Source organism: Devosia aurantiaca (genome assembly GCF_011058215.1).
In the GTDB taxonomy this organism is placed as follows: Bacteria; Pseudomonadota; Alphaproteobacteria; order Rhizobiales; family Devosiaceae; genus Devosia; species Devosia aurantiaca.
In genome coordinates this window covers 203131-216217 of the sequence record NZ_JAALFG010000004.1, presented here as the reverse complement: position 1 = coordinate 216217, position 13087 = coordinate 203131, and the positions used below count along the sequence as shown (strand labels likewise).

The 13087-nt window shown below is 61.8% G+C and carries 15 protein-coding genes, 2 pseudogenes and 1 riboswitch; of the genes and pseudogenes, 6 read left to right on the top strand and 11 right to left on the bottom strand.

What is annotated here, in order from left to right; translation table 11 throughout:
• The first annotated feature begins 40 nt into the window (after positions 1 to 40).
• The gene (locus G5575_RS16655; RefSeq protein ID WP_164535302.1) at positions 41 to 394 is read left to right on the top strand and encodes an outer membrane protein assembly factor BamE; all 354 of its coding nucleotides are present in this window, start codon (positions 41 to 43) and stop codon (positions 392 to 394) included.
• A 335-nt stretch (positions 395 to 729) separates the two neighbouring features.
• Here G5575_RS16655 and nusB read toward each other — a convergent pair whose 3' ends face one another.
• The 3 genes and pseudogenes from nusB to glyA form a co-directional block, all read right to left on the bottom strand.
• Positions 730 to 1212 (bottom strand): transcription antitermination factor NusB, encoded by a 483-nt coding sequence (gene nusB, locus G5575_RS16650; RefSeq protein WP_164535301.1) that lies wholly within the window; start codon positions 1210 to 1212, stop codon positions 730 to 732.
• Positions 1213 to 1214: 2 nt separating this feature from the next.
• Positions 1215 to 1692: pseudogene (gene nrdR / locus G5575_RS16645) on the bottom strand (transcriptional regulator NrdR).
• Between the two features lie 9 nt (positions 1693 to 1701).
• A complete protein-coding gene (gene glyA, locus G5575_RS16640; RefSeq protein WP_164535300.1) occupies positions 1702 to 2997 on the bottom strand; it encodes a serine hydroxymethyltransferase in 1296 nt (431 codons plus the stop codon).
• A 119-nt stretch (positions 2998 to 3116) separates the two neighbouring features.
• Positions 3117 to 3199: riboswitch (ZMP/ZTP riboswitch) on the bottom strand.
• A gap of 136 nt (positions 3200 to 3335) precedes the next feature.
• Here glyA and G5575_RS16635 point away from each other — a divergent pair.
• Together G5575_RS16635 and G5575_RS22405 are read left to right on the top strand one after the other, a co-directional pair.
• On the top strand, positions 3336 to 3590 hold the full coding sequence (locus tag G5575_RS16635) for a hypothetical protein (RefSeq protein WP_164535299.1): 255 nt from the start codon (positions 3336 to 3338) through the stop codon (positions 3588 to 3590).
• 65 nt (positions 3591 to 3655) lie between these two features.
• Entirely contained in the window at positions 3656 to 3778 is a 123-nt protein-coding gene (locus G5575_RS22405) for a BA14K family protein (RefSeq protein WP_164535298.1), read from the top strand.
• Between the two features lie 24 nt (positions 3779 to 3802).
• Here the strand turns inward: G5575_RS22405 and G5575_RS16625 are convergent, their stop codons facing one another.
• The 5 genes from G5575_RS16625 to G5575_RS16605 form a co-directional block, all read right to left on the bottom strand.
• A complete protein-coding gene (locus G5575_RS16625; RefSeq protein ID WP_164535297.1) occupies positions 3803 to 4015 on the bottom strand; it encodes a DUF6898 family protein in 213 nt (70 codons plus the stop codon).
• Between the two features lie 220 nt (positions 4016 to 4235).
• Complete coding sequence (locus tag G5575_RS16620; RefSeq protein ID WP_164535296.1) at positions 4236 to 5573, bottom strand: L,D-transpeptidase family protein; 1338 nt, start codon at positions 5571 to 5573, stop codon at positions 4236 to 4238.
• 176 nt (positions 5574 to 5749) lie between these two features.
• Positions 5750 to 6259 (bottom strand): transcriptional regulator LdtR, encoded by a 510-nt coding sequence (gene ldtR, locus G5575_RS16615; RefSeq protein ID WP_211198448.1) that lies wholly within the window; start codon positions 6257 to 6259, stop codon positions 5750 to 5752.
• 186 nt (positions 6260 to 6445) lie between these two features.
• Complete coding sequence (locus G5575_RS16610) at positions 6446 to 6634, bottom strand: hypothetical protein (RefSeq protein ID WP_164535294.1); 189 nt, start codon at positions 6632 to 6634, stop codon at positions 6446 to 6448.
• Positions 6601 to 6831 (bottom strand): hypothetical protein, encoded by a 231-nt coding sequence (locus G5575_RS16605; protein WP_164535293.1) that lies wholly within the window; start codon positions 6829 to 6831, stop codon positions 6601 to 6603. Before G5575_RS16605 ends, G5575_RS16610 begins: the two co-directional genes overlap by 34 nt.
• Before the next feature lie 94 nt (positions 6832 to 6925).
• Here G5575_RS16605 and hemB point away from each other — a divergent pair, with 94 nt between their 5' ends.
• A complete protein-coding gene (gene hemB, locus G5575_RS16600; RefSeq protein ID WP_207633212.1) occupies positions 6926 to 7939 on the top strand; it encodes a porphobilinogen synthase in 1014 nt (337 codons plus the stop codon).
• Here hemB and G5575_RS16595 read toward each other — a convergent pair.
• Positions 7936 to 8877, bottom strand: coding sequence for a DMT family transporter (locus tag G5575_RS16595; RefSeq protein WP_164535292.1), 942 nt, complete (start codon positions 8875 to 8877; stop codon positions 7936 to 7938). The genes hemB and G5575_RS16595 overlap by 4 nt on opposite strands.
• Positions 8878 to 9012: 135 nt before the next feature.
• Between G5575_RS16595 and G5575_RS16590 the strand changes: the two genes are divergently transcribed.
• Both G5575_RS16590 and G5575_RS16585 read left to right on the top strand, forming a co-directional pair.
• A complete protein-coding gene (locus G5575_RS16590; protein WP_164535291.1) occupies positions 9013 to 9510 on the top strand; it encodes an RDD family protein in 498 nt (165 codons plus the stop codon).
• A gap of 128 nt (positions 9511 to 9638) precedes the next feature.
• Positions 9639 to 10322: an arginyltransferase gene (locus G5575_RS16585; protein WP_164535290.1), complete on the top strand. Its 684-nt coding sequence runs from the start codon at positions 9639 to 9641 to the stop codon at positions 10320 to 10322.
• Positions 10323 to 10439: 117 nt separating this feature from the next.
• Here G5575_RS16585 and G5575_RS16580 read toward each other — a convergent pair whose 3' ends face one another.
• Together G5575_RS16580 and parC are read right to left on the bottom strand one after the other, a co-directional pair.
• A complete protein-coding gene (locus G5575_RS16580) occupies positions 10440 to 10748 on the bottom strand; it encodes a Dabb family protein (protein WP_164535289.1) in 309 nt (102 codons plus the stop codon).
• A 20-nt stretch (positions 10749 to 10768) separates the two neighbouring features.
• Positions 10769 to 13068, bottom strand: a pseudogene (parC, locus tag G5575_RS16575) (DNA topoisomerase IV subunit A).
• Between the last annotated feature and the right edge of the window lie 19 nt (positions 13069 to 13087).

Genomic DNA, 13087 nt, shown 5'->3' with positions numbered 1-13087 from the left:
CGCGGTCGCCCTCGCCGGGTGCACCAGCAGCACATCTCTGGTGACCAAGCGTACGCAGGGCTATGAAATCCCCGCTTCGGCGCTGCAGCAGATCCGCGTCGGCCAGAGCGAGCAGCTGGTGACGCTGGTGCTGGGGTCGCCGATGTCGACCAACACGTTTGGCGACCAGACGGCCTGGTATTATGTCGAGACCAAGGTCAACCAGACCTCTTTTGGATTGGCGATGGTGCAGGAGCGCACGGTTCTCGCGGTGTATTTCGACAAGAACAAGAAAGTGGCGGATCGCGCCGTCTATACGCTCAACGATGGCAAGGTGGTTGCCATCGAAAGCCGCCGCACGCCGTCCTTCGGCGAGGACGCGACCTTTATCGACAGCATCCTGTCGTCGTTCTGATCGAACAACATTCAAGAAAAAGCCCCGGTTGGTGCCGGGGCTTTTTTGTTTCTACCAGTTGCTTTCGAGAGCTTCGCGCGCCTGGTCATCGCTCCAGTCGGCAGGAACCCAGACGCCGACTTTTTCGCCATTCTGCTCGACATGAGCATGGCGCATCGGCGTGGTGCCGGAGGCCCCTCCTCCGCATGGTCATATTCGGCATGGCTATGCGAGAATTGCTGGCCGCGCTGGCGGCCGGCGTCGAGCCACGTGCCGGTGAATTGATTGTCTGCTGCGCTCATCTTGGGCCTCGTTGTTTTGGGAACAACGCGCCAGAGCCGAGCTTGCTCCAGTGTCTATTCGACGGCAGGGACGGTCTTGGCGATCGAATCGAGCGCCGCGTTGACCATGCCGCTGGCATCGTCCTCGTAGAAGGCGCGGGCGACGTCGACATATTCGGTGATGACGACCTTGGACGGGATATCGCGGCGGCGCAGAAGCTCGAAGGCTGCGGCACGAAGGATGGCGCGGAGCGTCGCGTCGACGCGCTCGATCGGCCAGCCTTCGGACAGGGCCTTGTCGACTGCGGGGTCGATCTGAAGCTGATGCTTGGTGACGCCGCCCACGATCTGGCGGAAGAAATCGGCGTCAGCCGGAAGATATTGTTCGCCCTCGATCTCGCGGCCGAGGTGGAAGGCGCCGAACTGGGCCAGCGTATCTTCCAGCGTCTGGCGGCCGACATCCATCTGGTAGAGCGCCTGCACGGCGGCCAAACGGGCGGCACCGCGCTGGTTGGCGGAGCGCTGGATCTCGGGGTCGCGCTTGGGGAAGTCAGGCATTGTCAGTCCTCGTCGCCGCTGATCGGGCTGTTGTTATCCGCAAGATGGGCCAGAAACGAGCGGAAGTCGTCAGCAGCGGAGAAGTTCTTGTAAACACTGGCGAAACGTACGAAGGCAACGTCATCGAGACCTTTCAAGCCTTCCATCACATATTCGCCGATCTGGTCGGAGGTGACCTCGATATCGCCCAGGCTTTCGAGTTGCCGAACGATGCCCGAGATCATCCGTTCCACCCGCTCCGGCTCCACCGAGCGCTTGCGCAGGGCGGTGTTGACGGAGCGAGCGAGCTTTTCGCGATCGAACGGGACCTTGCGGCCGGTCTTCTTGACCACGGTGAGTTCGCGCAATTGCACGCGCTCGAACGTGGTGAAGCGCCCCCACAGGCATTGCACACGCGACGGCGCCGGATAGCGCCCGATCTTCGGTCGGGCGGCTATCCTTCACCTGGGTGTCGTCATTGCCGCAATAGGGGCAGCGCATGCGTGGCCTTTAGCTATAGATCGGGAAGCGCGCGGTCAGCGCCTTCACCTTTTCACGAACCACTGCTTCGACGGCACCGTTGTTGTCGTCGCCATTGCCCTTAAGACCATCGAGCACTTCAATGATGAGCTCGCCGATCTCCTCGAACTCGGCCTCGCCGAAGCCGCGCGTCGTGCCTGCCGGGGTGCCGAGACGAATGCCGGAAGTAATCGCAGGCTTTTCCGGATCGAAGGGAACGGCGTTCTTGTTGCAGGTGATGAAGGCGCGGCCGAGCGCGTTTTCGGTCGCCTTGCCGGTCAGGCCCTTTGGGCGCAGGTCGACAAGCATGAGGTGATTGTCGGTGCCGCCCGAAACGATATCGACGCCACCCTTGACCAGCGTATCGGCCAGCACCTTGGCATTGGCGACGACCTGGGCTGCATAGGTCTTGAACTCAGGCGTCAGCGCTTCCTTGAAGGCCACGGCCTTGCCGGCAATGACGTGCATCAGCGGTCCGCCCTGAATACCCGGGAAGATGGCCGAATTGATCTTCTTGGCGATATCCTCGTCGTTGGTGAGGATCAGGCCGCCGCGCGGACCGCGCAGCGTCTTGTGGGTGGTCGTCGTGGCGACGTGGGCATGCGGGAACGGGCTGGGGTAAACGCCGCCGGCGACAAGCCCTGCAACATGGGCCATGTCGACAAAAAGGATGGCACCAACTTCATCGGCGATGGCGCGGAACTCGGCCCAGTCCATGATGCGCGAATAGGCCGAGAAGCCAGCGACGATCATCTTGGGCTTGTGTTCCTTGGCCAGGCTGCGCACCTGATCCATGTCGACCATGCCGTCCTGCTGGCGCAGGCCATACTGGATCGCGTTGAACCACTTGCCGGACTGATTGGGCTTGGCGCCATGGGTGAGGTGGCCACCGGCGTCGAGCGACATGCCGAGGATTGTGTCGCCGGGCTGGATCAGCGCCTGATACACACCCTGGTTGGCCTGCGACCCTGAATTGGGCTGCACATTGGCAAAGCCGACACCGAAGAGCTGCTTGGCGCGCTCGATAGCGAGCGTCTCGGCAACATCGACATATTCGCAGCCACCATAGTAGCGCTTGCCCGGATAACCTTCGGCATACTTGTTTGTCAGCACCGAGCCCTGTGCTTCAAGCACGGCACGCGAGACGATGTTCTCGGACGCGATCAGCTCGATCTCATGCTGCTGGCGACCAAGTTCCTGGCCAACGGCTGCGGCCAATTCCGGATCGGTCTCGGCAAGCGTGTTGGAGAAGAACTGCGGAAAAAGCGACGATGTGTGAGCGTTCATCGGTCGGATACCTCGCGGACGAGCAAATCGGTGAGCATGGCGGTGGCTTTATCACGCAGCAGCGTGAAATTGGAAGGCCGTAAGGGCTGTGCAAATTGCATGGGGCTCCCCTGGTTGCGGATGGGTGCCCAGGCGAGCGGCTCTACAAGGTTCGCGTTCCCCGATGGTTACCCATCTCTTCTCGCCAGTCGCGCGAACGGCTCCATTATGCCGCAGAAAAAGGAGGCATGAAAGCGCAAACTGGGACGGTCTGCAGCTGTTTGTGAACTGAGGCGCGGGAACCGCGAGGGTCTGGCTTCATTTGGCCATGCAAGCACTCATCTAAAAGGAAAACGACCATGAAAAAGTTCGTTGCTACCGCCGTCGCGCTTGCAGCTACTGCCGCCACCATGATGCCCATCCAGGCCCAGGTCGTGACGCTGAATTACGGTGAACGCGTGCGTGTCGTCGAAACCTATTGCGACCGCAATCCGCGCGATCCCGACTGTTTCGGCTACCGCGATGGCCGCTGGAGCCGCAACCAGTACAACCGCTTTTATGACAACCGACGTAGCGACCTCGACACCGTTGCCGCAGGCCCCTCTTTGGCCTGACGCTTGGTGCAATCGTCGGTGGCGCTATCGCCAACAGCAACAACAATCGGAACCAGGACGTTCTCGTGGGCCCAGCGCGCGGCAGCAATGTGAACGTTGCGGCGTGCCAGGCGCGTTACCGTTCTTACGACGTACGGACCAACACGTTCCTTGGCTATGATGGCGTGCGCCACCCCTGCAATCTCTAGTCAGCCTTCACAGCTGGCTTTGCGTTAGGCGTATTTGGACGTCGTGATCGCCGGTTCGGGGTTTTTCTCCCCGAGCCGGCGCTGTAATTTTGCTAGAGCCAGGCGCTGCATGTGACCGCGGTGGGCATTAACGGGGGTGATGACGATGACTTCGGTATCGGTCGCAACATCGATCGCCGCCACCCGCATCGTCTGGCCGACCTGGGTGAACTCAAAGAGAACTTCGCCGTCGCTCATGGTACCCCCTGCCCTCATGCATTACCGTTGAGGCACTTAAGCAAGACCAAACGCGATTGTCACCCCGGCCTTGAGCCGGGGCCTATCTTGAGATCTCAGGATGGGTCCCCGCCTTCGCGGGGACGACAACCTGTGGATGGGGAGACTGCCCGCTATTCGAGCGTAGCTCTCATGGCCTTGCTGCGCGAAATCGCTCCACCGGAGCGATTTCCTTTGCGCATCAAGCCTCGAACGTCACCTTGCCCTGCTCGTCAAATTTGTAGACGTCGTCGCGGAAGCTGACGGTGCCCTGGCGGTTGGCCCAGGCGGTGATGTAGGTGGTGTGGATCGGCACCTTGCCCTGGCATTCAACATCGAGACGCTGGAGCGAGGCGAAGGTCTGGTCGACCTTGTTCTGGTCCCAGGTGCCGTTGTCGCGCAGCAGCCAGTTGACGAGCTGGTTGACGCCATCGACGCGCACGCAGCCCGAGGAGTGGAAGCGGGCATTTTCGCCGAACAGCGCCTTGGATGGCGTGTCGTGCAGGTAGCAATCGTAGGGGTTGTAGAAGTTGATCTTGCAGTGGCCCATGGAGTTGGCCGCGCCGGGCTCCTGGCGATACATGTAGTTCACCTGGGCGTCGGTGATGTTGGCCCAGTTGATCGACTGCGGATCGACCTTCTGGCCACCGCCATCGTAGATGAAGATGTTCTGCTCGGTCAGGTAGTTCGGGTTCTCGAGCATGTACTTGGTCAGGTCCTGGCGAACCAGCGACTTGGGCACATGCCAATAGGGGTTGAAGTTGATCTGGCTGATCTTGCTGGCCATGATCGGGGTGGCGCGCTCGACGCGGCCGACCACGGCGGTATGGCGCTGCTCGACCATGCCACCGGCAACGGCCTCGATGGTCGCGGCCGGAATGTTGACGACGACATAGCGTTCCGAAAGGCTCGCAGCCATGTTCTGGACGCGGGTGTAGTTGAGATAAAGCTGCTGCAGGCGCGTCGCCGCGGGCACGTTCATCGCATACCACGTCGGCTCGTCGATTTGGCCGTTGGGAATGAGGCCATGGCGGGCCTGGAAATTCTTGACGCCACGATCCGTCTCGGCGTCGAAAACGTCGCTGGCATATTCGACCAGCGGCATGTCGCTCGAGGAAATGAGGCGACGCTTGAGCTGGACGACGGCCGGCGAGGAAACGCCGAGCTGCAGCTGATAGGCTTCCTGCGGAATTTCTTCCCAGCCGCCGCTGGCGACGAAGGGCTCATACTGAGAAATGGCAAGCTGCAGATTGTGCAGCGTGTCAAAGCTCAGGATCGGTTCATTGGTGGCAATCAGCGCCTGAGCGGCTGCCGTGTTGCCATCGCGGTCGGTTTCGCGCAGCACGCGGCTTGCGCCACCATCGAACATGTCGAAGAGCGAATCCTGGGCGCGCGTTGCCGGAATGGCCGCGAAAGCGCCGAGATAGGTCATGGACCGAAGAAATTTACGTCGATTGAGCCGCATCAAGTCACCCGAAAAGTCACTGCCACCACGTGTGGCCGATACCATCGCCAGCGCAGGCTTCACAATCGCGGTCAAGGCGTTGTGAACCATACGAGAGGGTAGTTTCTAAGAGGAAATGGTTTCTATCCGGTAATGCCGATGAATTCCGTTTGCGGCTGAAATAAGAAACGCCGACCTTTCGGCCGGCGTCTTCCTTTCGGTCGTGGCAGTGAGGCAACACATGCCACCACCCGAATGCGCTGCCCCTTAGGCTAGAGCTTATAAAGGATCTGATCGACCCAGAAGCGCTCGAGGCGGGCCAGAGCCTTGTTGAGGCCGTCGAATTCTTCGTCGCCGAGGCCGCCGACCTTGTCGATGGACTTGAGGTGACGATCATAGAGTTCGTCGATCACCTCGGCGACTTCTTCGCCCTTGGGGGTCAGCTTGATGCGGACCGAGCGGCGGTCGGTGCGCGAGCGTTCCTGAAAGATATAGCCGGTTTCGACCAGCTTCTTGAGGTTGTAGGAAACGTTGGAGCCGAGATAGTAACCGCGGCTGCGCAGTTCGCCGGCGGTCAGTTCGGCATCGCCGATATTGAACATCAAGAGCGCCTGGACGGGGTTGATGTCGTCCCAGCCCATGCGGTCGAACTCGTCCTTGATGAGGTCGAGCAGACGACGATGGAGACGTTCGACACGCGAGACGGCTTCCAGGTAGAGGGGTTTCAGGCCTTCGCTACGTTCCGGAGTAAGCGCCTCGGCCGCGTTCGATTTGATTGCCATTTGTGCCTCACTGTTTTGCATTCGTGTGCGATTGTTCGCATCTCATGAGGCCAAACTACGGCTGCCCACCTAAGATCAGCCTAAGCCGCACGCTTAAAACTATCTTACTGGAATGCAATGAGAATTTGGCTTAATCGAGCGTTACACTGGGTGAGAAAGTTGTAACCTTTCCGGCCCGTAAACGCTTCAGTCGGCCTGTGCACGCTGGAGGCGAATGGCTATCGCGAAGATCACGAGGATGGCCAGCAACAGCACGGCGCGCATGGAAAAAGCGAGGACCGACATGCGCACGTCGGGGCTGCCGGTGAGGTAAAGCAGAAGCTCGGCAGCCGATGCACCAATCAGCAGAACGGCCCCCAGCTCGCCTTTATCCAAAGGCCGACGGCGGCAAAAAGCCGGGCAATCGCGAAAACGCCGAGATATATAAAGGCCGAGGAGCCGAGCGCGGTGATGGGGCTGGTGGCGCCCAGGTTCACGCCAAGCAGCCGCGCCGCATCGCTGAGGCCGAGCAGCAGCGCAAGGATCGAAACGATGCGAAGGTATAGGCCGAGACTTGGCGCCTGAAAGAGCATGCGCTCTGATAGAACGTCGGCAGGGCTGCGACAAGCGCAAGGCTTGGACTGCCCAAGCAGGGCTGATAATCAGGCGGCGACAAGGAGACGCCCGATGAGCACTGATTGGCCCAAGCACGACATGAGCTTTCTTGGCGGGCGCCGGCTGCGGCGGATGCGGCAGACGGAGTGGAGCCGCGCGATGATGCGCGAAACCGAGCTGTTGCCGCGCGACCTGATCTGGCCGCTTTTCGTGATCGAGGGGCAGAACGAGCGCACGGCGATCCGCACCATGCCCGGTGTCGAGCGCTTGAGTGTCGACCTCATGGTAGAGGCCGCCAAGGCTGCGCGTGACGCGGGCATCCCTGCCCTTGCGATTTTCCCCAACACGCCGGATCACCTGCGGTCGGAGAATGGCGCCGAGGCCTACAATCCGGACAATCTGATGTGCCGGGCGCTCGCGGCGATCAAGGCGGCGGTGCCGGAAATCGGGCTCATCGCCGACGTTGCGCTGGATGAATATTCGAGCGATGGCCAGGACGGGCTGGTGCGCGATGGCGTCATCCTCAATGACGAAACAATTGCGGCCATGGTCAAATCCGCGCTGGTGCAGGCGCGGGCGGGCGCAGACATCATCGCGCCGTCGGACATGATGGACGGGCGGGTTGCTGCAATCCGCGACGCGCTCGATGCCGAAGGCTTCGAGCATGTGCAGATCATGAGCTACGCGGCCAAATATGCCTCGTGCTTTTATGGTCCGTTCCGCGAAGCGGTGGGCTCCGGCAGCCGGTTGCGGGGCGACAAGCGAACGTACCAGATGGACTACGCCAATTCCGACGAAGCTCTGCGCGAGATCGCGCAGGACATCGAGGAAGGCGCCGACAGCATCATGGTCAAGCCCGGCCTGCCCTATCTCGACATCATCCGGCGGGCCAAGGATGCGTTCAACGTCCCCATCTATGCCTATCAGGTCAGCGGCGAATACGCGATGATCGAGCTGGCCGGGGCTGCCGGCGCGATCAACCGCGATGCGGCGGTGCTGGAAAGCCTCTGGGCCTTCAAGCGCGCCGGCGCCAATGGCATCCTGACCTATTATGCGCTGGAGATGGCGCGAAAGCTCGGCCGCTAGCCAGCTTTTTCCGTAAGGCCATCTTCCGACGCTAGCTGCGCCGGGCGCTGGCCCTTGCGGGGGCGGACGGCGCTGATGATGCCGGCCAATGCGACCAAGAGCATGCCGCCGATGGCAATGGGCTCGGGGGCGTGGCCGAAGACGAACCAGCCCAGGAGCCCGGCCCACAGAAGGTGCACGTAGGTCATCGGCGCAATCAGCGCGGCCGGCGCATAGCGATAGGACTGGGTGAAAAGGTAATGGCCGAGCCAGGCGGAAACGCCCAGGCTTGCGAACAGCGCCAGCTGCAGCTGGGTGGGCGCCACGCCGTAAAGCGTCCAGGGCAGGAAGATGCCAAAACCGATTGCTCCGACCAGGGCCGAATAGAACAGCATGGCCATGGTGCGTTCGGTGTGGGCGAGGACGCGGGAGAGCAGATTGTAGGACGTGGCAACGATCACGTTGCCGAGCGCGAATATCACGCCCAGCGGATCGAGCCCGCCGCCGGGACGGGCTATCAGCAAGACCCCGCTGAACCCCACAAGCGCTGCGATCCAGGCCACGGGCTGGACTTTTTCGCGCAGGATGGGGCCCGACAGCACCACGACGAGAACCGGGCAAAGATAAGCGATGGCCGTAGTTTCGGGCACCGGCATGCGCTGGAAGGCGAGGCTGATGAGGAACGAGCCGAAGGCAAGGCTGGCGGCCCGAACGATCACCAGTCGCGTGCGAACCGTGCGCACCATCTCTCGGCCCTGGAAGGGCGCCACCAGCGCCAGCATCAGCAGGCAATGGCTGATGTAGCGGATGGCAGTAACCAGGGGCACGTTGTAGTCGGCGATCAGAAGCTTGTTGGTGGTGTCGTTGTAGGCAAAAAGCAGGGTCGCGCCGAGGACGCAGACAAGACCGCGCAAGGGCTGATGAGTCAGCGGTGCGGGCGCTGTGGTGGCGGGAGGCATGGCGTGGTCCGGAGGGGCGATCGCCAAGGCGATTCGCAAACATGATGCCCTCACGATAGAGCAATCGCGCACCGGCCGCGCAAGTTTTGCGGCCAGGCTCTTGTGCTGGGGCCCGATCGTCCTAATTTCTCACCCATGAACCAGGAATTCGTCGACCGCCCCTACCTTCCCGATCCCGCAACGGCGCCCGAACTTTTCGACGGCCTGCTTTCGAGACGCGTCGGTGCCTACCTGATTGATCTGGTGCTGATCGGCGTCTTGTCGCTGGTCTTCGGGGTGGCCGGACTGATCTTTGGCCTTTTGACCTTTGGGCTCGGGCTTGTGGCCATGGTCTTCGTGATCCCGGCAGCGGTTGTCGTTTATTACGGCGTGACGCTCGGCTCCCCACGCCGCGCCACAGTTGGCATGCAGGTAATGGACATTGTCCTCACGCCCACGCGCGGCCAGCCGCTCGATGGCTGGATGGCAATTTTCCACGCGGCCTTGTTCTGGCTGACGTTCTGGATTTCCTGGCCGATCACCATTCTTTTCGCGCTGTTCACCCCGCGCCGGCAGATGATCCATGACCTGATCATGGGCACGCTGATGGTGCGCCGATCGCCGATGGTTCGGCGCTGGCAGCGGCGTGGGTGATGGATCAAGAGGGCGTTTGGGCCGTTGTAGCAAAGGGGCGAGCGCGCTACATTCGTCGCCCAAGCTTTTGACAGGTCCTGGATGACCGACCAGACACCGGAAACCACCCAGCTTTTTTGACGGCGGCCATGCCTTGCCCCTACCTGCCGGGCAAGATGGAGCGGAAGCTTTTCACCCATCTCAGCGGCCGGCGCGCATCCATGCTGCATCAGCTGTTGAGCGACAACGGTTTCCGCCGCAGCCAGAACCTGATCTACCGTCCGGCCTGCGAAGGCTGCAATGCCTGCCAATCGGTTCGGATCATCGCCGGCGAATTTGAGCCCAACAAACGCTTCCGGCGCGTGCTGCGCAACAATTCCGACATCAGCGTCTCGGTGCAGCCCGCAGTGGCCACGGCCGAGCAATACGAGCTCTTCAAGCGCTATCTCGATGCCCGCCACTATGGCGGCGGCATGACGCAGATGAGCTACCAGGACTATGAATACATGGTCGAGGACACGCCGGTGCATTCGGTGCTGGTGGAGTATCGGCTCACCGGCCTGCCCCACCAGCCGCTGGTGGCCGTGGCGCTTACCGACGTGCTGCCCGATGGGCTTTCGATGGTTTATTCCTTTTACGACCCCGACCTCGCCCATCGCAGCATGGGGACGTACCTGATCCTCGACCACATCCACCAGGTGCGGTCAGCGGCTCTGGACTATGTCTATCTCGGCTATTGGGTGAAGGATTCGCCCAAAATGGCGTACAAGGCGGACTACCAACCGCTTGAAGTGCAGCGCGGGTCGCTGGGCTGGGCGCAACTGCGAGATTAAGACGTCTCTTCCTGAGGCATCATGGTGAGCCCGTCGAACCACGAGGTCGGGCACTCAAATGGTGCCACGACCTCGTCCTTCGACAGGCTCAGGATGAGGTCTACTGTGAGATTAGTCCTAGACCACCAAATCGAACACGATCAGCCCGTCGCGACCGCCTTCGAGTGCGGCGAGGAGGCGCCCGCCCGTTGCCTTGTGCGCGGGATGGACGAGGTAGGCGTCGCGGGCGGCTTCGTCGACGAAGTCCATGGTGAAGCCATCGCGAAATCCCTGATGCAGGCCTTCGGGAGACACATTGGCGCCGTAGCTGATGGCAAGGAAGCCATCGACGACGTTCCTGAGGGCAGCGAGATCGGCGTAGATTTCGTTGCGCTCGGTTTCAGGAACATCGGCACGGAAGCGGACGAAGACGCAGTGTCGGATCATTGTTGTTCCCTTTGAATCCCTTAGCCGCGGAACTTGTTGTTCTTGGGGAACCCCGTTGGTGGCTGGCGGCCGGCAGTGGCGCGGTCGCTCAGCCAGTCGGTCAGTTCCTCGGTCGGCTTGGAATAGGTTCGGCCGGATGAGTCGGTCCAGGTGAGGCCGTCGGCCGCATAAAAGCCTTGATGTCGGACGTGCCGCCATCCTTGTAGCGCTGGAGGCGCACGCCCTTGCCGCGGGTCATGGTGGCAAGCTGGGCCATGGGGAAGACGAGGAGCTTGCGGTTCTGTCCGATGATGGCGACGCGGTCACCCTCGCCCGGCACGATCAGACGCGCTTCGTCGGGGAGCGAAACGTTGAGGATCTGCTTGCCCTTGCGCGTGTTGGCGATGAGATCGTCCTCGGGCACGCGGAAGCCATAGCCATTGGAGGCGGCGATGATCCGCGTCTTGCCCGGGCGATAAACGAAGAGGTCGACGATGTCCTGACCCTCTTCGATATCGACGATGATGCGCACCGGCTCGCCCTGCCCGCGGCCTCCGGGCAGCTTGTCGGCACCGATGGTGTAGACCTTGCCGCCGGTGGTCAGCATCAGGAGCTTGTCGGTGGTTTCGCAATTGATCGACAGCCGCAGCCGGTCGCCGGTCTTGAACCCCTTCTCGTCGATCGGCGCATTGTGACCGCGCGGCGCGCGGATCCAGCCTTTTTCCGAAAGCACGACGGTGATCGGTTCGCGTTCGATGAACGCTTCGCTGACTTCGGCCGCGTCGGCGCTGGGTACGGCACCGAAGAGCGAGCGGCGGGCGCCAAGCGGATGGAGCGTTTCGCCATCGGCTTCGAATAGCGGATAGGCTTTCTTCAGCCCCTCGACCTGCTTGGCGATCTCGCCCCACTGACGCTTGTCGGAAGCCAGCAGCGCTTCGAGCTTGCCCTTTTCGGTGGTGAGGTTCTTGTGCTCCTGGCGGAGCTCGATCTCCTCGAGCTTGCGCAAAGAGCGCAGGCGCATGTTGAGGATGGCTTCGGCCTGATTGTCGGTCAGCGAGAAGGTCGCCATCAGCGACGCCTTGGCATCATCCTCCTCGCGGATGATGCGGATCACCTCATCGAGGTTGAGGTAGGCGATGATATAGCCTTCGAGCACTTCGAGGCGCCCGGCGATCTGCTCCAGGCGGTGCTGGCTGCGGCGGACGAGCACGATCTTGCGGTGGTCGAGCCAGGCGCGCAACGCATCGGCGAGGCTCATGACGCGCGGCACCGTGCCCCGGTCAAGCACGTTGAGATTGAGCGGGAAGCGGATTTCGAGCTCGGTTAGCTTGAACAGCTGCTCCATCAGGATCACCGCGTCGACCGTGCCGGCGCGGGGCTCGAGCACAAGGCGGATGTCGTCGGCGCTTTCGTCGCGCACGTCCTTAAGCAAGGGCAGTTTCTTGGCCAGCAGCAGTTCGGCGATCTTTTCCACCAGCCGGGCCTTGGGCACGCCATAGGGGATCTGCGTGACGACGATCTGATAGACGCCGCGGCCCTTGTCTTCCTTGTTCCAGACGGCCCGGAGGCGGAACGAGCCGCGGCCGGTCTCATAGGAATGAACGATCGAGGAACGGCCCTCCACCAGCTGTCCGCCGGTCGGAAAATCGGGACCGCGCACCAGGTCGTCCATGCTGGGTGGCGCGGACGGATCGGGGTGGATCAGTTCCTCGGTCGTTGCCGCGGGATTGTGGATCAGCTTCAGCGCAGCGTTGCAGAGCTCAACGAGATTGTGCGGCGGCACCGAGGTCGCCATGCCGACGGCGATGCCGGTCGAGCCATTGGCCAAAAGGTTGGGAAAATTCGACGGCAGGACGATCGGCTCTTCGTCTTCGCCGTCATAGGTGGCTTTGAAGTCGATGGCGTTCTCGGTAATGCCCTCGAGCAGCCGCGTCGCCACCTCGGTCATGCGCGATTCGGTGTAGCGCATGGCGGCGGGGCTATCGCCGTCGATATTGCCGAAATTGCCCTGGCCATCCACCAGCGGGTAGCGCAGCGCAAAATCCTGGGCGAGGCGCACCAGCGCGTCATAGATCGACTGGTCGCCGTGCGGGTGGAATTTGCCGATCACGTCGCCGACGATGCGGGCGCTCTTTTTATAGCCCTGATTCGGATCGAGCCGCAGCAGGCGCATGGCGTGAAGAATGCGGCGATGCACGGGCTTGAGACCATCGCGTGCATCGGGCAGCGCGCGCTGGGTGATGGTCGAGAGCGCATAGCTCAGATACCGCTCTTCGAGCGCCTGCTTGAGATCAACAATGCGCTGATCGTCGGGCGGCTGAATGGTTTCGGCATCGGACATGGGCGGCTCCGCAAGGAGA